Source organism: Microbacterium sp. SWDP-B6, assembly GCF_059803615.1.
The window spans coordinates 83410-104079 of the sequence record NZ_JAPFGV010000011.1; the positions used below are offsets into that span (position 1 = coordinate 83410).

At 68.0% G+C, this 20670-nt stretch carries 24 protein-coding genes; 10 read left to right on the forward strand and 14 right to left on the reverse strand.

Annotated features, from left to right (window positions below; genetic code table 11):
- Positions 1–5 precede the first annotated feature (5 nt).
- Both OPU70_RS13875 and OPU70_RS13880 read right to left on the reverse strand, forming a co-directional pair.
- Positions 6–1136 (reverse strand): XRE family transcriptional regulator, encoded by a 1131-nt coding sequence (locus OPU70_RS13875; RefSeq protein ID WP_452326354.1) that lies wholly within the window; start codon positions 1134–1136, stop codon positions 6–8.
- Positions 1133–1912, reverse strand: a complete 780-nt coding sequence (locus OPU70_RS13880; protein WP_498558048.1) for a hypothetical protein — start codon at positions 1910–1912, stop codon at positions 1133–1135. Before OPU70_RS13880 ends, OPU70_RS13875 begins: the two co-directional genes overlap by 4 nt.
- 174 nt (positions 1913–2086) lie before the next feature.
- Between OPU70_RS13880 and OPU70_RS13885 the strand changes: the two genes are divergently transcribed.
- Positions 2087–2797, forward strand: a complete 711-nt coding sequence (locus OPU70_RS13885) for a DUF6338 family protein (RefSeq protein WP_452326356.1) — start codon at positions 2087–2089, stop codon at positions 2795–2797.
- A gap of 321 nt (positions 2798–3118) precedes the next feature.
- Here the strand turns inward: OPU70_RS13885 and OPU70_RS13890 are convergent, their stop codons facing one another.
- The 5 genes from OPU70_RS13890 to OPU70_RS13910 form a co-directional block, all read right to left on the reverse strand.
- A complete protein-coding gene (locus OPU70_RS13890) occupies positions 3119–3394 on the reverse strand; it encodes a helix-turn-helix domain-containing protein (RefSeq protein WP_498558049.1) in 276 nt (91 codons plus the stop codon).
- 128 nt (positions 3395–3522) lie between these two features.
- Positions 3523–4881, reverse strand: a complete 1359-nt coding sequence (locus OPU70_RS13895; RefSeq protein ID WP_042540499.1) for a dihydrolipoamide acetyltransferase family protein — start codon at positions 4879–4881, stop codon at positions 3523–3525.
- Positions 4882–4917: 36 nt separating this feature from the next.
- Complete coding sequence (locus OPU70_RS13900) at positions 4918–5883, reverse strand: alpha-ketoacid dehydrogenase subunit beta (RefSeq protein ID WP_079114087.1); 966 nt, start codon at positions 5881–5883, stop codon at positions 4918–4920.
- An 11-nt stretch (positions 5884–5894) separates the two neighbouring features.
- Positions 5895–7022 carry a thiamine pyrophosphate-dependent dehydrogenase E1 component subunit alpha gene (locus OPU70_RS13905; protein WP_079113788.1) on the reverse strand — a complete coding sequence of 376 codons (1128 nt, stop codon included), beginning with the start codon at positions 7020–7022 and terminating at the stop codon, positions 5895–5897.
- A 95-nt stretch (positions 7023–7117) separates the two neighbouring features.
- Positions 7118–8185: a histidinol-phosphate transaminase gene (locus OPU70_RS13910; protein WP_475433029.1), complete on the reverse strand. Its 1068-nt coding sequence runs from the start codon at positions 8183–8185 to the stop codon at positions 7118–7120.
- 106 nt (positions 8186–8291) lie between these two features.
- On the opposite strand from OPU70_RS13910, the gene OPU70_RS13915 reads away from it, so the two are divergent.
- Positions 8292–8696, forward strand: coding sequence for a phage holin family protein (locus tag OPU70_RS13915; protein WP_042540493.1), 405 nt, complete (start codon positions 8292–8294; stop codon positions 8694–8696).
- Between the two features lie 31 nt (positions 8697–8727).
- Here OPU70_RS13915 and OPU70_RS13920 read toward each other — a convergent pair whose 3' ends face one another.
- Both OPU70_RS13920 and OPU70_RS13925 read right to left on the reverse strand, forming a co-directional pair.
- Positions 8728–10005, reverse strand: coding sequence for a hypothetical protein (locus tag OPU70_RS13920; protein ID WP_079113790.1), 1278 nt, complete (start codon positions 10003–10005; stop codon positions 8728–8730).
- Complete coding sequence (locus OPU70_RS13925) at positions 10002–10265, reverse strand: hypothetical protein (RefSeq protein ID WP_079113791.1); 264 nt, start codon at positions 10263–10265, stop codon at positions 10002–10004. Before OPU70_RS13925 ends, OPU70_RS13920 begins: the two co-directional genes overlap by 4 nt.
- Positions 10266–10495: 230 nt before the next feature.
- On the opposite strand from OPU70_RS13925, the gene OPU70_RS13930 reads away from it, so the two are divergent.
- Together OPU70_RS13930 and purB are read left to right on the forward strand one after the other, a co-directional pair.
- Positions 10496–10972 carry a low molecular weight protein-tyrosine-phosphatase gene (locus tag OPU70_RS13930; protein WP_231567515.1) on the forward strand — a complete coding sequence of 159 codons (477 nt, stop codon included), beginning with the start codon at positions 10496–10498 and terminating at the stop codon, positions 10970–10972.
- Positions 10969–12351 (forward strand): adenylosuccinate lyase, encoded by a 1383-nt coding sequence (gene purB, locus OPU70_RS13935; RefSeq protein ID WP_079113792.1) that lies wholly within the window; start codon positions 10969–10971, stop codon positions 12349–12351. Before OPU70_RS13930 ends, purB begins: the two co-directional genes overlap by 4 nt.
- 196 nt (positions 12352–12547) lie before the next feature.
- On the opposite strand, the gene OPU70_RS13940 is transcribed toward purB, so the two are convergent.
- Together OPU70_RS13940 and OPU70_RS13945 are read right to left on the reverse strand one after the other, a co-directional pair.
- The gene (locus tag OPU70_RS13940) at positions 12548–12904 is read right to left on the reverse strand and encodes a hypothetical protein (RefSeq protein ID WP_042540483.1); all 357 of its coding nucleotides are present in this window, start codon (positions 12902–12904) and stop codon (positions 12548–12550) included.
- Complete coding sequence (locus tag OPU70_RS13945; protein WP_498558050.1) at positions 12901–13551, reverse strand: acyl-CoA synthetase; 651 nt, start codon at positions 13549–13551, stop codon at positions 12901–12903. The genes OPU70_RS13940 and OPU70_RS13945 overlap by 4 nt, the downstream gene beginning before the upstream one ends.
- A 307-nt stretch (positions 13552–13858) precedes the next feature.
- Here OPU70_RS13945 and OPU70_RS13950 point away from each other — a divergent pair, with 307 nt between their 5' ends.
- Positions 13859–14794 carry a hypothetical protein gene (locus tag OPU70_RS13950; protein ID WP_042540479.1) on the forward strand — a complete coding sequence of 312 codons (936 nt, stop codon included), beginning with the start codon at positions 13859–13861 and terminating at the stop codon, positions 14792–14794.
- Positions 14795–14853: 59 nt separating this feature from the next.
- Here OPU70_RS13950 and OPU70_RS13955 read toward each other — a convergent pair whose 3' ends face one another.
- Positions 14854–15690: a sulfurtransferase gene (locus tag OPU70_RS13955; RefSeq protein ID WP_498558051.1), complete on the reverse strand. Its 837-nt coding sequence runs from the start codon at positions 15688–15690 to the stop codon at positions 14854–14856.
- 134 nt (positions 15691–15824) lie between these two features.
- Here OPU70_RS13955 and OPU70_RS13960 point away from each other — a divergent pair, with 134 nt between their 5' ends.
- The 5 genes from OPU70_RS13960 (at position 15825) to OPU70_RS13980 (ending at position 19290) form a co-directional block, all read left to right on the forward strand.
- Entirely contained in the window at positions 15825–16712 is an 888-nt protein-coding gene (locus tag OPU70_RS13960) for a DMT family transporter (RefSeq protein WP_498558052.1), read from the forward strand.
- Positions 16713–16755: 43 nt separating this feature from the next.
- Positions 16756–17415, forward strand: coding sequence for a GTP cyclohydrolase II (locus OPU70_RS13965; RefSeq protein WP_079113795.1), 660 nt, complete (start codon positions 16756–16758; stop codon positions 17413–17415).
- 29 nt (positions 17416–17444) lie between these two features.
- Complete coding sequence (locus OPU70_RS13970; protein ID WP_079114088.1) at positions 17445–17903, forward strand: MarR family winged helix-turn-helix transcriptional regulator; 459 nt, start codon at positions 17445–17447, stop codon at positions 17901–17903.
- Positions 17904–17977: 74 nt separating this feature from the next.
- Positions 17978–18868 carry a helix-turn-helix transcriptional regulator gene (locus tag OPU70_RS13975; RefSeq protein WP_498558053.1) on the forward strand — a complete coding sequence of 297 codons (891 nt, stop codon included), beginning with the start codon at positions 17978–17980 and terminating at the stop codon, positions 18866–18868.
- A gap of 65 nt (positions 18869–18933) precedes the next feature.
- On the forward strand, positions 18934–19290 hold the full coding sequence (locus tag OPU70_RS13980) for a helix-turn-helix domain-containing protein (protein ID WP_079113797.1): 357 nt from the start codon (positions 18934–18936) through the stop codon (positions 19288–19290).
- A gap of 168 nt (positions 19291–19458) precedes the next feature.
- Here OPU70_RS13980 and OPU70_RS13985 read toward each other — a convergent pair whose 3' ends face one another.
- The gene (locus tag OPU70_RS13985) at positions 19459–20052 is read right to left on the reverse strand and encodes a ClpP family protease (protein ID WP_309692169.1); all 594 of its coding nucleotides are present in this window, start codon (positions 20050–20052) and stop codon (positions 19459–19461) included.
- The gene (locus OPU70_RS13990; RefSeq protein ID WP_498558054.1) at positions 20049–20663 is read right to left on the reverse strand and encodes a ClpP family protease; all 615 of its coding nucleotides are present in this window, start codon (positions 20661–20663) and stop codon (positions 20049–20051) included. The genes OPU70_RS13985 and OPU70_RS13990 overlap by 4 nt, the downstream gene beginning before the upstream one ends.
- Positions 20664–20670: the final 7 nt, after the last annotated feature.

Here is a 20670-nt window from a genome sequence, read left to right on the forward strand (position 1 = left end):
GCCGCCTACGTGCGTGAGCCGGTGAGCAGTGGGATTACATTCGACGGCCGCACAGCCTCCGACGGTGCACTCCCCGCAGCCGAAGGCGTTCGCGCGACAACAACCTCGAAGAGGTCGCGCGGGGCGCGAGCCTGGTCGATGAGTGACTCACGTTCGATGCCAGCGGAATCCAGCAGCTCAACCGACCGAGGCAGCATCGAAGGCTGCTCCGTCGCGCTGATGAGACCAGGTTCCTGACGCCGCCAACCACGCTGCGTCAGCGTGATGACTGCATTCCGGTAGGTCACATCGCTGATGGATCCAAGTCGCCGAGCGCGGAACAGCAGGGCCTGAATGCTGACACCCCACTGTTCCTTCAGCGCCCCGAGTGTGTCCCAGGCGCGCGAGTTCATCGCGGTAGGAAGTAGCGGCCGAAGTTCATCCTCCGGCATCAAGAACTCAGCGGCGAACCTGTTGGCCTGTTCTTCGACGACTCGACCTCCCGGTTCCGCATCCCGGTGCATGATGAGATGCCCGAGCTCATGAGCCACATCGAACCGCTGACGGTAGTAGTCACGCTTTGTCGGGTTGAGGACAACCACCGGCCGCTCGGTGGACTCGAACGAGTACGCATCCACCGCCGAGGTCTGCGGCGGACTAAACACGACAAGAACACCGTGGGACTCGAGGAGGCGGACCAGATGCTTCAGCGGGCATGCCTCCAGGCCCCACTCGCGTCGCAGACGGCGAGCTGCTTCCTCCGGCGCATCGACCTCATCATCGAATGACACCTCGAAGGATGGAACGTTCACTTCGGGGAACTCGACGTGCTTCTCCACCGCCTCGGCGATGTCGACGGCAAGAAGCCCGAACGCGAACGCCTGGTCGCGGGCGCGCTGGCTCGTGGAGCGAAGAGAGCGAAAGTGAGGAACAGCGGTTTCATGTTGTCTGGACGCACCCCGAGGACTGAAAAAGTCCGGGGTCACGCCCAGGCTCATGGCGAGCTCAGCAACGTTTGCCGGCGTCGGACGCTTCGCCCCCGATTCCCAGGCAGCAAGCGCCGTCGAGCTCTTGCCGATCTGCGCTGCCAGCTCACTCTTACGAAGACCTTCGAGCTGGCGCGCCAGGGTGAGTCGTTCTGGTGCGAAGAGCGTCACTTGGTGTTCTCCGACGCGGCGGCCGGGCGCAGACGAACCGCGACGTCGGGCTCGTCGACACGAGGCGGAACTGACCCGGGCTTCGGGCGGGCGATGGGGTCTCCGTCAACGCCGCCGCTCAGCGGCTCTGCCCAGTGCCAGGGGTTACCGAGATCGTCGTTGTACCGGGAATGCCCGATGATGAGCTCCCGCTCGAACGTCGCGAGATTCAGTGCATGGCCGAGGACGTAGGTGGGCATCCCGATGACGGGGAGCGCGTCTTGCGCGGCGAGTTCTTCTCGCTCATCGGCCGGCAGAATCTGGTCGAGCAGCGTGGAGGGGACAAACACCCCGGGCATCTGGCGCGACACGGCTCTCACGGTGGGGGTCGCACGAGTCCAGTCGAGCTTGGCTCGCTCTCCGACTTCGAAGGCGTGGGTGATGAACCGAAAACCTCCGACACTCCAACCGTTGCTCCCGTTGAGGTTGGAGCGAGTCACGACGCCTGCCGGGATGAGGGGCATCGTCGTGCGGGCCCTTTCAGAAAGCCCCTCGAACAGGAAGTCCAGTCCGGTGGACTCCATGCCTGCGTCGACTGAGTAGTCACCGCAAGAGAAGACACGGTCGAGCCGGTTCGCGAGCACCTCGTAACGGCCGACACCAACAGTGAGTGCCCCGTCGCCGGAGCCTCGGGTGAAGTCTTCAAGGATCTGCTCGCATGCGACGCCAAAGGCCCAGGAGAGGCCAGCGACAGCGTTGGTGCCGTGGAGGGCTTCTAGGACGTCATCTCGGTTCATCACAAGGTCAGAGTACACCCGTATCCAGTAATTGTGTCGATATCGGCAACCAATTGCGCGCAATCGGCGAGATCTCCACTGGAGAAGGCCCAGCGTTCCCCGACGCTGCGCGTCAACTCAAGGGCGTCGATGACCTTGAGGCCCAACGTCGCTGGTCGCGTGTACCCTGACGCTGTGACCGTGCCCGAGTCGTTGCCGCAGGTGCTGATCTTCATCGCCATGCTGGTGCCGGGGGTCAGCTTCGTAAGTGTCCGCACCTGGTACGTCGGGTGGCGGACCCCGGACTATGGAGCGGGTTCTCGTATTCTCGAGGCCCTCTACGTGAGCGCGATCTTCGTCATCGTCTACGTGGGACTGGGACTCGCTGTATTCGGACTCGCGAGCGAGTGGACCGGGATGGTCACCCTCGGATCGTTCGAACGCTGGGTCAACGATGGGTGGCGAGATACACCCGCATGGTGGATCGGGCTCGTCACCGTTGTGCTGCTCGTGGTTATCCCGGGTGGCGTAGCCGCACTGATGAGCTGGAGCCGACTCATCACGAAGGTGGACGACGACGGCAAGGTCACCCGCAAGCGACGTCGCGTGAATCGAAACCAGAGTCTGCCCAGAGCATGGGACCTGTCGGCGTACGGCGCCGAGACACCGCGATTTGTCCGGGTGAAGACCAGCTCCGGCGTCTACGTAGGTGGATGGTTCGATGTCGAAGGGTACGTGAGCACGTATCCGTATGAGAGGGACATCTTCATCGCGCATCAATGGCGCATGGGCAAACGGGGGCAGTTCCTGGAACCCATTCACGACTCGCTCGGCGTATGGGTTCCCATCACCGACGATTGCCACGTGGAGTGGATTGCAGCTCCACCACAGAAGGAAGAGGGATAGCTATGCCCGACAAAGGTCGCCAATCAGAGCCGTTCTCGAAAGGCAGCTCGCCCCGCCGCGGTGGTGAAGGCGCAAAGCCGACGAACGGCAGCAACCCTAACCAGGCAGTCAAGCCTCCGTCGAGCGGACCGTCCGGTGGAGCCGGCGACTCCGGCGCTTCCAAGAAGTAGAAGCCATGGCTAACGATCCTCAGCAGCGCCGTCCGCCGAAGAGTGACGGTCAGTTCGGCGCAAAGCCCACCATGATGAAGCCGAACCAGTCCGCCAAGCCTCCAACGCAAGGGCCAAAGGAAACCGCAGGTGACTCGGGGGCGAAGCGCAGCTAATTGGCCCCGGGATACAGGTTCACGCCGAGAACGTGTTCAAGTCGCGACACCGTCAAGAGGTCGGGCCAGACAGATCCGGCCATCACGTGCCGGATGGTGCGCTCGTCCAAGCCCGCATCGCGTGCCACGGCTCGTACGCTTCGATCTCCGAGTGCTTCGCGAAGGTTGACTACGAAGCCTCTCACAGCCTCACCAGCTGGATCGGAGGTCGGCGTGTCCGGCCACTGATCCACGAGAGCCGCGGGCGGCTTACGAGGAACTCGTTCTGACATCAGCGCCCTCCTGTGGCGTCTGGTGGCGATCCCAGTGATCCCATGGAGCAACTACCGGATCTGGAGCAGATCTGGTTTTCAGGAGCAACTTGGAGGCTCCACTGGCGCGGGTTCAAGGTCATCTCATATCACTCGACGAGCAGCGCGGGCTCCTCGAGAACCGATGCCACGTCGGCGATGAAGCGGCTCATGCCGTCGCCGTCGATCACGCGGTGGTCGAACGATCCGGCGACCGTGGTGACCCAGCGGGGGCGCACCTCGCCGTCGACGACCCACGGCTTCTGGCTGATCGTGCCCATCGCCACGATGCCCGCCTCGCCGGGGTTGATGATCGGCGTGCCGGCATCCATCCCGAAGACACCGATGTTGGTGATCGTGATCGTGCCGCCCTGCTGGTCGGCCGGGCTCGTCTTGCCCTCGCGGGCGGTGAGCGTGAGCCGGTTCAGCGCGCGGGCGAGGTCCTTCATGCTGAGATCCTGCGCGTCCTTGATGTTCGGCACGAGCAGACCGCGAGGCGTGGCCGCGGCGATGCCGAGGTTCACGTAGTGGCGCACGGCGATCTCGGCGCCGCCCTCGGTCTCGATCCAGGCGGCGTTGACCATCGGCGTGCGACGCGCAGCCCAGATCACGGCACGGGCCATGATCAGCAGCGGGGAGACGCGGATGTCGGCGTAGTCGGGCGACGCCTTGAGACGCTTGACGAGTTCCATCGTGCGGCTCGCGTCGATCTCCTTCCACACCGTCACGTGCGGGGCGGAGTACGCGCTCTGCACCATCGCCGACGAGGTCGCCTTGCGCACTCCCTTGACCGGGATCGACTCGGTGCGATCATCGCTCCGGCCCGAGGCGGATGCCGGGGCCGGCGACAGCCCGCGGGCGAGACCCGACGGGGTGCTCTGCGGCGCGGGCACGGTCTCCTCGCGCACGGCACCCCACTCGGGCGTCTCGATGTTGCGGAAGACGCTGGCCTGCTGTGCGTGGGTCATCACGTCGTCCCGGGTGACCTCGCCATCGGCGCCGGTGGGCGTGACGGTCGTGAGGTCGACGCCCAGGTCGCGAGCGAGCTTGCGGATCGGCGGCTTCGCGATCACACCGACCGACGAGCGAACGGGGCGCTCGGCCGGTCGCTTGCGACGCGAGGTCGCACCGCCGCCCGTGCCGTAGCCGACGAGCACCGAGCCGCCACCCTCTTCGGGCGCGGGAGCCTCGGCCGTGGCGATCACGCCCGGACCGGCATCGTCACGGGCATCCGTCACGAAGGTGATGATCGGCGAGCCGACCTCGACCGTCGCGCCCTCTGCGGCGAGCAGCTCACCGACGACGCCGGCGTGCGGCGAGGGCAGCTCGACGAGCGACTTGGCCGTCTCGATCTCGCAGATCACGTCGTTGATGGCGACGGTGTCACCGGGCGCGACCTTCCACGCCACGATCTCGGCCTCGGTCAGGCCCTCGCCCACATCGGGGAGGTTGAAGTTCTGCGTGCTCATGTGCGGTCCTTTCGGAACGGCGAGATCGGGGTGAGATCAGTAGGCGAGGGAGCGGTCGACGGCCTCGAGGATGCGGTCGGCATCCGGAAGGTAGGTGCCCTCGAGCTTCGCGGGCGGGAACGGGGTGTCGTACCCCGAGACCCGCAGCACCGGGGCCTCGAGTGCATAGAAGGCACGCTCCATGACCGTGGCCGCGATCTCGCTGCCGATGCTGACGAAGCCCTGCGCCTCCTGGGCATAGACCATGCGTCCGGTCTTGCGCACCGAGCTCAGGATCGGCTCGTAGTCCACCGGCGACAGCGAACGCACATCGACGACCTCGCAGCTGGTGCCCTCGGCCTCGGCGAGCGCGGCCGCCTGCAGCAGCGTCGTCACCATGGCGCCGTGTCCGACGAGCGTCACGTCCGAGCCGGTGCGCACGACGCGAGACGAGTGCAGCGGGGCGGCCGAGGCGTCGAGCTCGACCTCGCCCTTCTGCCAGTAGCGGCTCTTGGGCTCCATGAAGATGACCGGGTCGTTCGACGCGATGGCCTCCTGGATCATCCAGTACGCGTCGTTCGGCGTGGAGGGCGAGACCACCCGCAGTCCGGGGGTGTGCGCGAAGTACGCCTCCGGGCTCTCCTGGTGGTGCTCGACGGCACCGATGTGTCCGCCGTAGGGGATGCGGATCACGATCGGCAGGCTCAGCTTGCCCTCGTGCCGGTTGGTGAGCTTGGCGAGCTGCGTCGTGATCTGGTCGAACGCGGGGAACACGAATCCGTCGAACTGGATCTCGATCACCGGGCGGAACCCGGTCATCGCGAGCCCGATCGCCGTTCCGACGATCCCCGACTCGGCGAGCGGCGTGTCGAGCACGCGCTTGTCGCCGAAGTCGCGCTGCAGGTGCTCGGTCACTCGGAAGACGCCGCCGAGCTTTCCGATGTCCTCGCCCATGAGCAGGACTCTGGAGTCGTCTTCCATGGCCCGGCGCAGGCCCGAGTTGAGGGCCTTGCTGAGGGGCATCGTCTCGAGGGTCACTTGCTGTCTCCTTCGAACGATGCCTCGTACTGCCTGTGCCAGGCCTTCTCCTCCGCGATGAGCGGATGCGGGTCGCTGTACACATGGTCGAAGATCAGGTCTGCGGTGGGCGACCCGAGTTCGACGCTGCGCGAACGCAGGTCTTCGGCGGCGTCTGCCGCCTCGGCATCCACATCGGTGAAGAACTGCCCGGCCGCTCCCCTGTTCTCCAGGAACGCGCGCATGCGATCGATCGGGTCGCGCTGCGCCCATGACTGCTCTTCGTCGGAGCCGCGGTACTTCGTGGGGTCGTCGCTGGTGGTGTGCGCGCCGAGACGGTAGGTGACCGCCTCGATCGCACGGGGACCCCCACCGCTGCGGGCCTCGTCGAGGGCGACTCGCGAGACGGCGTAGCTGGCGAGCACGTCGTTGCCGTCGACGCGCACGCTGGGGATGCCGTAGCCGGCGCTGCGCTCGACGAGCGGCACCCGCGACTGCGTCGACACGGGCACGGAGATCGCCCAGTGGTTGTTCTGCAGGAAGAACACGGTGGGCGCCTGGTAGCTCGCCGCGAAGACCATCGCCTCGTGCACGTCGCCCTGGCTCGATGCCCCGTCGCCGTAGTAGACGATGACCGCTTCATCCTTGTCGAGGTCGCCGGTGCCGGATCGCCCGTCGAAGTTGAGCCCCATGGCGAATCCGGCGGCGTGCAGCACCTGCGAGCCGAGAACGAGAGTGTAGAGGCGGGTGTTGCCGTTCTTCGGGTCGGTCGGGTCCCAGCCGCCATGCGAGACGCCGCGCATGAGCTTGATGATGTCGACGGGGTCGACGCCGCGGATCCGCGTCACGGCGTGTTCGCGATACGACGGGAAGATGGTGTCCTGCGCGCGGGCGGCGCGGGCGGAACCGACCTGAGCGGCCTCCTGCCCACGGCTCGGCGGCCACAGGGCGAGCTGCCCCTGACGCTGCAGGTTGGTCGCCTGGGTGTCGATCGCGCGGATGACCACCATGTCGCGGTAGAACTGCTCGAGCTCGGCGTCGCTGATCGCCTCGATCAGGGACAGGTATTGCTCGGCAGCCGGACTCGGCGTGAAGCGGCCGTCCTGATCCAGGACGCGTACGAGTTCAGTCTCTGGCAAGGTCACGGTGCCACGCTACCGCCGTGCGCATGCTCGGTCACGCATACCTAGGACGTCCTCGCATCTGCCGGGAAACCGGAGAACAGGGCGCCCCGAGCCCGTCAGAGCTGCGTCGCGGCGACCTCGAGAACGCGATCGACCGATGCTTCTTCGCCGACCGAGATGCGGATGCCGTCGCCCGGGAAAGGGCGCACGATGAGGTCGGCCGACGCAAAGGCCGCCGCGACCTCGACCGTGCGCTCGCCGGTGGGCAGCCAGATGAAATTGGCCTGACTGTCGGGCACGTCCCAGCCCTGCGTGCGGAGGCCTTCGACCAGACGGGTGCGGCGCTCGACGATCACCGCGACGCGCTCGAGCAGCTCGGACTCGGCATCGAGGCTGGCGATCGCGGCGTTCTCGGCCGCCGACGTCACCGAGAGCGGGATACCGGTGGTGCGCGCGGCGTCGAGCACCTTCTCGTTGCCGATCGCGTAGCCGATGCGCAGGCCAGCGAGACCGTAGGCCTTCGAGAAGGTTCGCAGCACCACGACGTTCGGATGCCGTTCGAAGACGCGCTCTGCGAGGCCGTCGACCGCGCCCGGCGCGGTCACGAACTCGGCGTAGGCCTCGTCGAGGATGATCAGCACGTCGGTGGGGACGCGCTCGACGAACGTCGCGAAGTCGTCGCTCGTGATGATCGGCCCGGTCGGGTTGTTCGGGGTGCACAGGATGACCGCGCGGGTGCGCTCGGTCACCGCATCGGCCATCGCGTCGAGGTCGTGGCGCGAGTCGGCGGTCAGCGGCACCTGCACTCCGGTCGCACCGGCGACGAGCGGCAGGCTCGGGTAGGCCTCGAACGAGCGCCACGCGTAGACGACCTCGTCGCCGACCGAAGAGGTGGCGAGGATCAGCTGGTGGAGGATCGAGACGCTGCCCGCGGCGACGTGCACCTGCTCGGGAGCGACCGCGTAGCGGACGCCCAGCCGCTCGCGCAGCCGACCGGCGGTGGCATCCGGGTAGCGGTTGATCGGCGTCGTGTGCTGCAGCGCCGCGGCGACGGAGGGAAGCGGCTCGAACGGGTTCTCGTTGCTCGAGAGCTTGTAGGCGTCGGGGCCCGCCTGCTTGCCCTGTCGGTACGGCGCCAGGGCGGCGATGGCGGGGCGGATGCGCGGCAGGATCGGGTCGGTCACAAGGATGAGTCTAGATTCTGCGCCTTCCCGGTGCCGCAGGCGACCGATAGCGGTCGAGAGATCGGCGAGTGTCTTCGTGCACCTCGCATGGAAGACTGGGATGACTATGCGCTTCATCATCCGAGTCGTCGTCAACGCGTTCGCCCTGTGGGTCGTGACGCTGATCCCCGCCCTGCAGGTGCAGATCACGGCGTTCGCGCCGGGCGAGACCCTGCAGCTCGTGCTTACCCTGCTCGCGGTCGCCGCGATCTTCGCGCTCGTGAACACCTTCATCGGCACGGTGGTGAAGATCGTCGCGTTCCCCCTGTACATCCTCACCCTCGGTCTCATCGGGTTCGTGATCAACGGGTTCCTGCTGTGGCTCACCGCCTGGATCACGAGCAGCTTCGACTGGGGTCTCACGGTCGGCAGCTTCTGGTGGGGCGTGCTCGCCGCGCTCATCATCTCGCTGATCAACGGCGTCTTCGGCTTCATCCTGCGCCCGCAGAGCAAGAAGCAGCGCCGCGACTGACGGAGAGACCCGCGCATCCCCGGCGCGTCCCTCATTCGATGCGCTCGGCCTGATACTCGGTGCGCTCGATCACCTCGGCCGCGTCGAGCTCTCTCCAGAACTCGTCCACCGCGTCCATCCGGGGATCGCTCAGGTCGTCTGCGAACCTCGCGGTGTCTCTGTACGTCTCCAGGTGATGCGCGTCGACCACGAGGTCATCGAGCGTGTCATTCGGGTTCGCCTCCGTCGAGATGGTGACGCTGCCGTCCGACCCTGTGCCCTCGGGTGACCCTCCGCCGGCCAGCGCCGAGACCGGGTCGTTCGTGTGACGCAGCTGGATGATGGTCTGATCGTCGTCGAGGGTCGGCTCGACCGGGCTCCCCGCGGTGATCTGCATCTGCACATCGAACTCGCTCTCCATCGCGAGGTGCGCGGCGACCATCCCCGATTGCGAGTGAGCCACGACGTCGACCTCGTCTGCCGGCTCGGCACCCGCAGCTTTGAGCGCGTCGAGGGTCGACTGATACGACGCCGATCGCTGCCCGGTGTAGAGCTGGAGGTTGGACTTCGAGTCCCACGGCTCCTTTCCTCCCCACCCGACGCTCTGCGTTCCCTCCAGATAGGCGACGAACTTCGTCGTGCCGTCGGCGAAGGAGTACTTCTCGACGGCGACCTGCGCCCCCGCGGTGGTCGGCATGCGCCCGAAGGCTCCCGCCAGGCCCGACGGCGCACCGGTGGGTGACGACGTCTTGACCGGCGAGACCGAGACGGGGTCGGCCTTGCCCCGCAGAGTCTCGCCGGGGAGCACCTTGCCCAAGCCCGACACCACCCCCACCATCGCCACGGTCCTGAACACCTCGTCATACAGCGCGGGTGTCACGAGGTTGCCGGTCAGTCCCTCGAAGCGCTCGGCGCGCCACTGGGCGATCACCTCATCGGCCGTCGCCCGGATGCGGTCATCCGACGCCGCGAGCCGATCTGCACGGCGCAACAGCCGCTGCGCCGTGCTCGGATCGGTCTGCGCGAGCATCTCGGCCTCGGCTCGCAGCTCGACGTACTCGTAGGCATCGGCCATGAGCAGGGTGGAGCTGGCGGTCTCCCGGCACTCGGAGTGCAGGCGAGACACATGCTGACCCGACGCCCACAGCCCGACCGTGTCGACGTGCGCGCTCAAGCCCGGAGTGTCGACGATGATCCGATGCGCCCGCATGATCGCGGAGTGCGCATCGTCATAGCGGCAGGCGACGGCATCCACGCGTCGAGCGACGTCGCGCAGCGCGTCGGGGTCGACCGAGATCGCTCCGCCGTGATCGATGGTCAGCCCGCTCACGAGGCGTCGATCCGCTCAGCCTCGGATTCGCGGCTGCGCATCTCGGACGCCTCGACACGAGCGCCCTGTCGAAGCTCGTCGAGCGAGCGCTGCATCGCGCGCACTCCGTCGGAGTGCCAGTCGGTGTCGGAGGCGAGGACGGCGAGCGACGCGCGCACGTCGTCGAGCGCCTCGACGGCGGTGCGGAGGGCTGCCAGGGTCTGCGCCCTCGCCCAGGCGGTCTCGCCCGCGCCGGTCTGCGTGAGTGCAAAGGAGTACATGCGCCCAGCATCCGCCATGGCCCGCCGAGTCCGAGATCGGAGTCGCCCGGATCGGCGGAGACCGTGGGGGGATCGCTCGACCCCTGCGGTGGTGCAGAACGGGTGCACCACGCCCGGCCGGGATACCCGGCATCGCACGATCGGCCTTCGACGGGCAGAATAGGACGGTGACATCCCCGGATCCCTTCCGCGTGATCTTCGTGTGCACGGGGAACATCTGCCGCTCTCCGATGGCAGAGGTGGTGTTCCGCGATCTCGCGGAGCGGCAGGGACTCGGCTCGCGGATCGTGTCGCGCAGCGCCGGAACGGGTGACTGGCATCTCGGCGAACGGGCCGATCATCGCACGCTCGATTCCCTCGCCCGCCGTGGCTACGACGGCTCGCAGCATCGCGCGAAGCAGTTCACCTTCGCCTCCTTCTCGGAGAACGATCTGGTCGTCGCCCTCGACCGCACGCACGAGCGCATCCTGCGTGAGTGGGCGCACGATGAGGACGAAGAGGGCAAAGTCACCCTGCTGCTCGCCTTCGACCCCGATGCCCGGAGTCAGGATGTGCCCGACCCCTACTACGCCGGCGCCGAGATGTTCGATTCGGTGCTCGGTATGATTGAGACCGCGACTCGCGGGCTGTTCCGCCAGCTCGAGCCGGCTCTTCGCCAGCCCCGCACGCCCCGCACTCCCGGGGCCCGATCAGGAGGACTCCCCTGACTTTCCAGCCTTCGCTCCCGCCCCAGCCCCTGAGCCCCCTCGACGGTCGCTATCGCGGCGCCGTCACCGGCCTCGCCGACTTCCTCTCGGAGGCGGGTCTGAACCGCGCCAGGGTCGAGGTCGAGGTGGAGTGGCTGATCGCGCTCACCGACCGCTCGCTCTTCGAGACTAGCCCGCTGTCGGATGCCGACAAAGAGCGGCTGCGCGCCCTCTACCGCGACTTCGGACAGGCCGAGATCGACTGGCTCGCCGAGAAGGAGGCCGTCACCCAGCACGACGTCAAGGCGATCGAGTACCTGGTGCGCGATCGCCTGAGCGCGCTCGGCCTCGACAGCATCGCCGAGCTCACGCACTTCGCCTGCACGAGTGAGGACATCAACTCCGCCTCGTACGCGCTCACCGTGAAGCGCGCGGTCGAAGAGGTCTGGCTCCCCGCACTCGACGTCGTGATCGCCAAGCTGCGTGAACTGGCCGCCGAGCACGCGGATGCCGCGATGCTCTCCCGCACCCACGGACAGCCGGCCACCCCGTCGACCATGGGCAAGGAGATCGCCGTCTTCGCGTGGCGTCTCGAGCGCGTGCGCGCGCAGATCGCGGCATCCGACTACCTCGCCAAGTTCTCGGGCGCGACCGGCACCTGGTCTGCGCACCTCGCGGCCGACCCCGACGCCGACTGGCCCACCATCTCGCGTGAGTACATCGAGGGTCTCGGTCTCGGCTTCAACCTGCTGACCACGCAGATCGAGTCGCACGACTGGCAGGTCGAGCTCTACGACCGGGTGCGTCACGCCGGCGGGATCCTGCACAACCTCGCGACCGACATCTGGACCTACATCTCGCTCGGCTACTTCGCACAGATCCCCGTCGCCGGTGCGACCGGCTCGTCGACGATGCCGCACAAGATCAACCCGATCCGGTTCGAGAACGCCGAGGCGAACCTCGAGATCTCGGGTGCTCTGCTCGCATCGCTCGGTCAGACCCTCGTCACGAGCCGCCTGCAGCGCGACCTCACCGACTCGACGACGCAGCGCAACATCGGCGTCGCCTTCGGTCACTCGCTGCTCGCGATCGACAACCTGCGCCGCGGACTGAACGCGATCTCGCTCTCGCGCGACGTGCTGCTCGCCGACCTCGACGTGAACTGGGAGGTTCTCGCAGAGGCCATCCAGACCGTCATCCGCGCAGAGGTCGTCGCCGGTCGCTCGTCGATCACCGACCCCTACGCTCTGCTCAAGGAGCTGACCCGAGGACACCGCGTCGGCGCTGCAGAGCTGGCGGAGTTCGTCGACGGGCTCGAGATCGGGGATGCGGCGAAGCAGCGTCTGCTCGCACTCACCCCCGCGTCGTACACCGGCATCGCCGAGCAGCTCGCGAAGTAACCCGCCGAACGCTACGGGCGCGGCTCTGCGGAGTGCGCCGCACCGTGCATGGTCGAAAACGCACCGCATAGTCGGCGCGTGGTCAAAAACGCATCGCAATCGGACGATTCGGACGCTTTATTGACCACGCATCGGGCGGGCCACGCATCAGCCCGGGGCTATTCCGGTCGGGTAGGAGAAACCCGCGATCATCATGTCAGGAGGAGGACGACGTGCGGTCCGGCTTGTCGGAGTCGGGTTCGTCTGACGACTCAGGGTCGAAGAGCACGGGACGGTCGACCGTCTTGGCGACGTCGGCGGGGTCGACCACGAGGATCAGCATCGCCAGGAACAGCAGCGTGACGATGAACGCCCCGCCGCCCACCACGAGACCGAGCGCGATCGGAGTGAGGCCGTCGTAGGTGCCGCTGGCGATCGCGTTGTTGACGCGGGCGGTGAACGCTCCCGTCGACACGAGCGTCACCACGGCGGCGAAGATTCCGCAGCCGAGGGCGATTCCCAGCAGGTGCAGAGGGCGCAGGATGTCGCGCCGGGTGGGCTTCTCGTCGCTCATCGCTCTCCTCCGTGCCCGGCGGGGGCGGGGTCGTTCTCGGTCGTGCGCCCCTCGGCGACAGCATCCGCTCGCTTCGGGGTGAGACCGGCGATGCCGAGGAAGACGGCGACGATCGCCGCATATCCGCCGAACATGCCGACGCCGAGGATGATGCCGGTGAGTTGGAACGCACCGGCTCCGTCGATCTCGTACGGCTGCACGAAGCCGGCCGGGATCGCGATCAGCAGCACGGCCAAGAGCAGCCCGAACGCGCCGAGGGTGATCGAGTCGCGTGCGTTCGCCTCGCCGGCTCTGCGCGCACGCAGCCCGACGACGAGTTCGAGGATGCCGGTCGTCACCGACCAGGCGATGACGACGACGAAGAAGACGTCTTCGGTTCGCCATGCGGGCACACCGGCGATCATGCCGGCGACGAAGCTCAGCAGCGCGAAGACGACGGACGGCCAGCGCTGGCCGGCCGGATAGACGAGCCACGTGGCGACGATCATCACGAGGCCGGTCGTGAGCACGAACCCGCTGAAGACGGAGAGACCGACGGCCGCCGAGTGATCGGGCGAGAAGGTGATCATCACGGCTGCGGCGGCGGCGAAGAGCGCGCGCAGCAGCTGAACGTGACGCACGGTGAACGCGCGGGCAGGGGCAGACATGAAGATCGAGAATCCTCCGGGGGTGTTCCCCCCAGTCTACGCGGGGGCGCTGAGTGGGCGCCGACACCGGAGAGGTGTTCGCGGGGCCCGATGGATCTCCCCAGATCGATCACCAGGCCCCGCGACAGAACGCAGCGACGGGGGCGACACTGCGCTGTGGACCGAGGCGCCGTGAGGTCGGGCACCCTGCTCACGATTACTCAGCCCAGTAGACCCCAGAAATAGCACCTCGTCCCCTACGCGATGCTGGTGTGGTCGTAAGCTCACTCTAGAACGCGATTCTTCACATACCGGAGGGGGTGCTGTGATGAGCATGGAAAGTGGCATTCGCCGATATGCCGATGTATTCGCGGCGTCCTTCCGAGACGCGATCAATGCACGTGGATTGACTCTCGCTCGGCTGCATGAACAGCTGCGGGCTCGCGGCAACAGCGTGTCGATGGCGACGCTCAGCTACTGGCGCTCCGGAGCACGCCGCCCGGAAGGTGCCCAGTCGATGGCCGCCCTCGGCGACATCGAGCAGCTTCTGCACCTCGAGCCCGGCTCGCTCACCGCCCTGCTCGGCACGACGAACCGCACCGGCCCCCTCGGTCCCAATCTGTTCCCCCTCGACGAGCGGGAACTCGAAGAGGCCGTCAAAGAGGCGTTCGCCGCCCTCGGCGCCGAGTACCCCGACACATCACGCGAACTCACGACGCACTCCGTGACGGACGTGGATGCCGCCGGCAACGTGTCGTACTCCATCACCCGCAGCATCGTGCAGTCGACCGTCGGGACGGTCGTGTCGATCCCGTTCCTGGAGATGACGCCGGGCATCAGCACGCCAGCCCCCTTCATCGAGGCTGTGGCCGGGGGACGCATCTCCGCGCGCTACTCGCATCCGAACGGCGAGGTGCACGGCGTCCTGTTCGAGCTCGACGTGCCACTGACCGCGCCGAGCACCGCGATGGTGGAGTGGTCGGTCGCCTACCCGCCCGACTATCCGCCGCAGCGGGAGACGGGTCACGCCGTCGCCCGGCAGTGCCGAGAGCTGCTGGTGTGGACGCGGTTCCACCCCGACGCACTCCCCGACCGCATCGAGGAGCGCGTCGAGACCCCGGACGGCTCGAAGCTCACCGAACTGTCTCTGGAGGGCCGCACGTCCGTGCACCAGGTGCGACGCGCGTTCGGCCCGGGGCTTCTCGGCGTCGCCTGGAGCTACGCGGACGACGCTGATCCCCGGAACCTGACCGCCGACGCCTGACCGCCGACACCTGACCGCCGGCGCCTGACCCCGCGCGCCCGACCCCGGCGCCTGACCGCTCAGCCGGGCTGATCGCCGACCGCGACCGGGCGCCCCGGCGTGTTCGACCACTGGCTCCACGAGCCGGGGAAGACCTTCGCCTCGATACCGATCTCGTCGAGCACCAGAGCGGTATGCGCCGCAGTGATGCCCGAGCCGCAGTACGCCGCGACAGGGGTGCCCTCGGTCACGCCGACGGCCGCGAAGGTCGCCTGGAGGGTGTGCATGTCGAGGATCCGGCCCTCGGCGTCGAGATGAGCGGCCATCGGCACGTTGAGCGCTCCGGGGATGTGTCCGGCGACGGGATCGAGAGGCTCGTGCTCTCCGCGATAGCGATCGGGCGCGCGCACGTCGAGGAGCACACCAGAGTCGGCGAACGAGGCGGCCTCGTCGACCGAGATCGCGTCGCCGCCGATCTCGTCGAGGACCACATCACCCGGCTCCGCCTGCACGTCATCGTCTGCGACCGGGAGGCCCGCGGACGTCCAGGCGCGGATGCCTCCGTCGAGCACGCGCACATCGACTCCGCCCTGGCGCAGCAGCCACCAGGCGCGCGATGCGCTGAGTCCCTTCGCGTCGTCGTACGCGACGACGATGTCGCCCTGGTTGACGCCCCATCGGCGCGCAGCATCCTGAAGCGTCTGAGTGGAGGGCAGCGGATGACGGCCCTCAGACGGCTCTCCGTGCGTGGCCAGCTCGGTCGCGAGCGGCACGAAGACCGCCCCGGGGATGTGCCCTGATAGATAGTCGGCATGGCCGTCCGGCCGGTCGAGTCGCCACCGCACGTCGATCAGACGAAGGGGCGCCTCGGACCTCAGCAGTTCGTCCAGTTCGGCGGCGCTCACGAAATTGCTCATGAGGCGAGGCTATCGATCGGCCTTTCGAATCACGCACCTTGCCGTATTCCGTCGTCATATCGGGCTGTTCTCACGATTCGGAACGGGGGTGCGCACGGCGCTAGGCTCGAGCCGGCCCATCGAGAAAGGACAGCATGTCCACTCGACTCCGCTTCATGAGCCTGCGTCGGCAGGAGATCGCCCTCATCGCCGTCACCGCGGTATGGGGCAGCACGTTCCTGCTCGTGCACTGGGCGATGCAGCACTCGGGGCCGTGGTTCTTCGTCGGCATCCGGTTCCTGATCGCCGGTCTGATCAGCGTCGTCATCTTCCGCCGGGCGCTGCGAGGCATGCGCTGGCGCGACATCGGCGCCGGCGTCGCGATCGGCGTGATGATCTACCTCGGATACGGGCTGCAGACCGTCGGGCTGCAGACCATCGACTCGAGCACGTCGGCGTTCATCACAGCCATGTACATCCCGCTCGTGCCGCTCGCGCAGTGGGCCGTGTTCCGCAAGCGCCCGCCCGCTATGGCCTTCGTGGGCGCCGCTCTCGCGTTCCTCGGCCTGCTGTTCATCGCAGGCCCCGACGCCTTCGCGCTCACCCTCGGATCCGGTGAGATCCTGACGCTCGTCAGCACGTTGCCGATCGCGGCCGAGATCATCCTGATCAGCGTCTTCGCCGGGAGGATCGACCTCGGCCGGATCACGATCGTCCAGCTCCTCACCGCGGGCGCACTCGGCATTCTGACCATGCCCCTCGTCGGCGAGGGACTGCCGGAGTTCTCCTGGATCTGGGTCGGCTGCGCGGTCGGGCTCGGGGCGGCGAGCTGCATCATCCAGCTCACGATGAACTGGGCCCAGAAGTCCGTCTCGCCGACCCGCGCCACGATCATCTACGCGGGCGAGCCGGTCTGGGCCGCCGTGATCGGGCGCATCGCCGGCGAGCGCCTGCCCCTCGCCGCTCTGATCGGCGGCGCGCTCGTCGTGCTCGGCATACTGGCCAGTGAGCTCACGCCCGTGCGGCGCCGCCCGAACGAGTAGTCACTCACGGGAATATCGGCGACGTCGGCGCGTTGCACCCGACATGATTGAAACTTCAACCGTCGTTCCGGTCGCCACCGAGCGGACGCGAGTGCGCGTGCCGATGCGCTTCGCCGACGGATTCTCCACCACGGCGGATGTCGTCACCTTCGACGGTCTGATCGACGGCCGCGAGCACCTGCTGCTCGGGCTCGGAGACTGGAGCGCGGCCATGGAGCGGGCGGCCGACGGCGGCGACGCACCCCTCGTGCGCCCGCACAGCGAATGCCTGACCGGAGACGTGTTCGGCTCGGAGCGCTGCGACTGCGGCCCTCAGCTGCGGGAGGCCGTCGAGCGCATCGCCGACGAGGGCGGGTTCCTTCTCTACCTGCGCCAGGAGGGGCGGGGCATCGGTCTCTACGCCAAGCTCGATGCGTACGCGCTGCAGGATGCAGGGCTCGACACCTATGAGGCGAACGTGGCTCTCGGTCGCGGCGAGGACGAACGCGACTACACGATCGCCGCACAGATGCTGCAGGCGGTCGGCGTCGACGGCATCCGCCTGCTGAGCAACAACCCCGACAAGGCTGCGCAGCTCGAGGCGCTCGGCATCCGCGTCACCGAGCAGGTGCGCACCGGCGTGCACCTCTCGGACGCGAACCACCGCTACCTCGAGGCCAAGCGCGATCACACCTCGCACACGCTCGACCTCTCCGCCGCGTGATGGCGGCGGCCGTGAGGGAGGCAGGCACGATGAGCGATCGGCGACTCGACGACGACGAGATGCAGACGTGGCTGCCGACCATCCGGTTCGTCCAGCTGCTGCCGCAGGTGCTCGACCGCACTCTGAAGGCCGAGACCGGACTCAAGCACTCGCACTACGCGATCCTCGTGACGCTGGCAGGTCAGTTAGACCGCGCGATCCCCATGACCGAGCTCGCCCAGATCGCCGGACTCAGCCGCTCGCGCCTCAGCCACGCGATCGACTCGCTCGAGCATCTCGGCTGGGTGACGCGCACCTCATGCAGCACCGACAAGCGCACGCTGACGGCAGCGCTGACGGATGCCGGTCGCGAGCTGCTCCGTGCGGCGGCGCCCGTTCATGTGGCGCAGATCCGCGAGCTGATCCTCGATCCCCTGACCGCCGACGAGCGGGAGCAGCTCGGCACGATCCTCACGAAGCTGCTGCCCGGCGTCGCCGCCGCGCTCTGAAGGCGACGCCGGTCAGCGTTCGCGGTACTGCCAGAACCTCCCTCGACAGCGCGAGGGCGCGTACCGTCGATGACATGGACACCCGCAGCGAGGTGCGCGAGTTCCTCTCCACGAGGCGCGCACGCATCACCCCCGACCAGGCCGGCCTGCCCGCATTCGGCGGCAACCGCAGGGTGCCGGGGCTCCGCCGAGAAGAGGTGTCGCTGCTCGCCGGCGTCAGCGTCGACTACTACACGCGACTCGAGCGAGGCGATCTGTCCGGCGTCTCCGACAGCGTGCTCGACGCGCTCGCCCGCGCCCTGCAGCTCGACGAGGCCGAGACGGCGCACCTGTTCGACCTCGCGCGCGCGGCGAATGCGTCGCCGGTCGCCCGCACGCCTCGCAAGAAGGTCGAGACGCTGCGCCCCAGCATCCTGCGCCTGCTCGATGCGATGACCGAGGCGCCGGCGATCGTGCGCAACAACTACTTCGACTACCTGGCCGCCAATGCGCTCGGCCGCGCTCTCTACTCGCCGCTCTTCACGACTCCGGTGCCGAACAGCGCGCGATTCGCGTTCCTCAATCCGGCCGCCCAGGAGTTCTACCCCGAGTGGGAGCGCAACACCCAGGAGCTCGTCGCGGCGATGCGCGGCGAAGCCGGACGAAACCCCTACGACCGCAAGCTCACCGATCTCGTGGGAGAGCTGTCGACGCGCAGCGAGCGCTTCCGCACCCTGTGGGCCGCTCACAACGTGCGCTTCCATCGCAGCGGCGTCAAGCGCATCAACCACCCGGTCGTGGGCGAGATGGAGCTGACCTACGAGGCGTTCGAGCTGCCCGCCGACGCCGGGCTGCAGATGTCGACGTACACGGCAGAGCCGGGCACACCGTCGGCCGACAAGCTGCGGATGCTGGCGAGCTGGGCGGCGACGGACGCGGCCGTCGCCGAGCCCGAGACCGTGTCGCCGGAGCGCACCGAGGCCTGAGCGCGACGGTTCTGCTCTGAGCAGAACCGCTCGAACCCGCGCACGACGGCGGCATATCGTGAGGCATGGCCGACCTCGTCCCGTTCTCCCGTGCACCTCGTCCTTCCCGCCCTCGCCCCAGCGAGCCCGAACCGCTGTGGCGACAGATGCTCGGCGACCAGCTGCGGCGGCGACGACATGACCGCGATGAGACGCTGACCGAGACGGCCGAGAATGCCGGGGTGTCGCCGCAGTACCTCTCGGAGGTCGAACGCGGACTCAAAGAACCGTCGAGTGAGATGATCGCGGCGATCGCCGGAGCCCTCGACACCTCGCTGATCGAGCTGACGAGCGCCGTGGCCGACGAGCTGCGTCAGGTGACGGCCGCTCCGGCATCCGCTGCCGTCTCGGCCGCACGCGGGGCCTTCGCCCTCGCCGCCTGAGCCATCGCGGGATCCCCGGCCGGGGTCTTCGGGCCGGGGCGTCGGCCAGATCTTCGGCCCCGGCCCGTGTCCTTGGCCCGTCTGCAGGACCACGGCACGTCTGCAGGAACAGATCGGCAGAATCACCCCGCATCCGTGCTTCGATCCTGCAGACGGCCGGGCATCGGGTCAGACGGCCCGCTCCCCCAAAACGGTGTCGATCAGCCCGTAGTCGAGAGCGGCGGATGCCGTGAAGACGCGATCCCGGTCGGTGTCGGCGCGCAGCTCGCTCAGCGAGCGCCCACTGTGCCTGGCGAGGATCGCCTCCATGTCCGCCCGCACGCGCACGACCTCGTCGGCCGCGAGGATGAGGTCGGGAATGGCCCCCCGCGACTGGCCCGCCGGCTGATGCAGCACGATGCGTGCGTGGGCGAGCGCGGCCCGCTGACCCGGCGCTCCGGCGGCGACGAGAAGTGCGGCGGGTCCGATCGCCTGCCCGACGCAGGTCGTCGCGACCGAGGGGCGGATGTGCTGCATCGTGTCGTAGATCGCCAGCGCCGCCCCCGGGTCGCCGCCTTCACTGTTGATGTAGAACTGCACGCCCGCGTCCTGACTGTCGGCGTCGAGGTGCAGCAGCTGCGCGATGAGGGCGTTTGCCACTCCCGCGTCGATGCCGGTGCCGAGATAGATGACCCGTTCGGCGAGCAGATGCGAGTAGACGTCCATCACGCGTTCGCCGCGCGGATGCTGCGCGATGACGTTCGGGATCGTGTAGCCGCTCATGCGCTCGCCCCCAGCCCGACGCGGGCCCGGCGACGGGGCATGAGGCCGGCGAGCGAGTCGAGGACCTCATCGATGAACCCGTAGTCCTTCGCCTGCTCTGCGGTGTACCAGCGGTCGTGCAGCGAGTCCTCGAAGATGCGATCCACGGGCTGCCCGGTGTCGGCGGCGATCAGCCCGAGCACCGTGTCGCGCATGTGCCGCAGGTCGTCTGCCTGGGTCTCGAGCTCGCCCGCCGACCCGCCGATGCCGGCGGAACCCTGATGCATGAGGATGCGCGCGTGGGGCAGCGCCCTGCGCTTGCCCTTCGCGCCCGCCGAGAGCAGGAACTGCCCGGCGCTGCACGCGAGTCCGAGCGCGAGGGTCGACACGTCGTTCGGCACCAGCGTCATGAGGTCGCGGATCGCGAGCATCGACGGCACGGAGCCGCCGGGCGAGTGGATCCACAGGGCGATGTCGGTCGTCGGATCCTCGGCCGAGAGGGTGAGCAGCTGCGTCATCAGCAGCGTGCCGTTGTCGTCGTCGAGGGCGCCGTCGAGCACGAGCACGCGTTCGTGGAACAGCGCTCGCCTGGCCTCGGGTCCGAAGTGCGGGATGGGGGTCTCTTCGCTCATGGCCTCA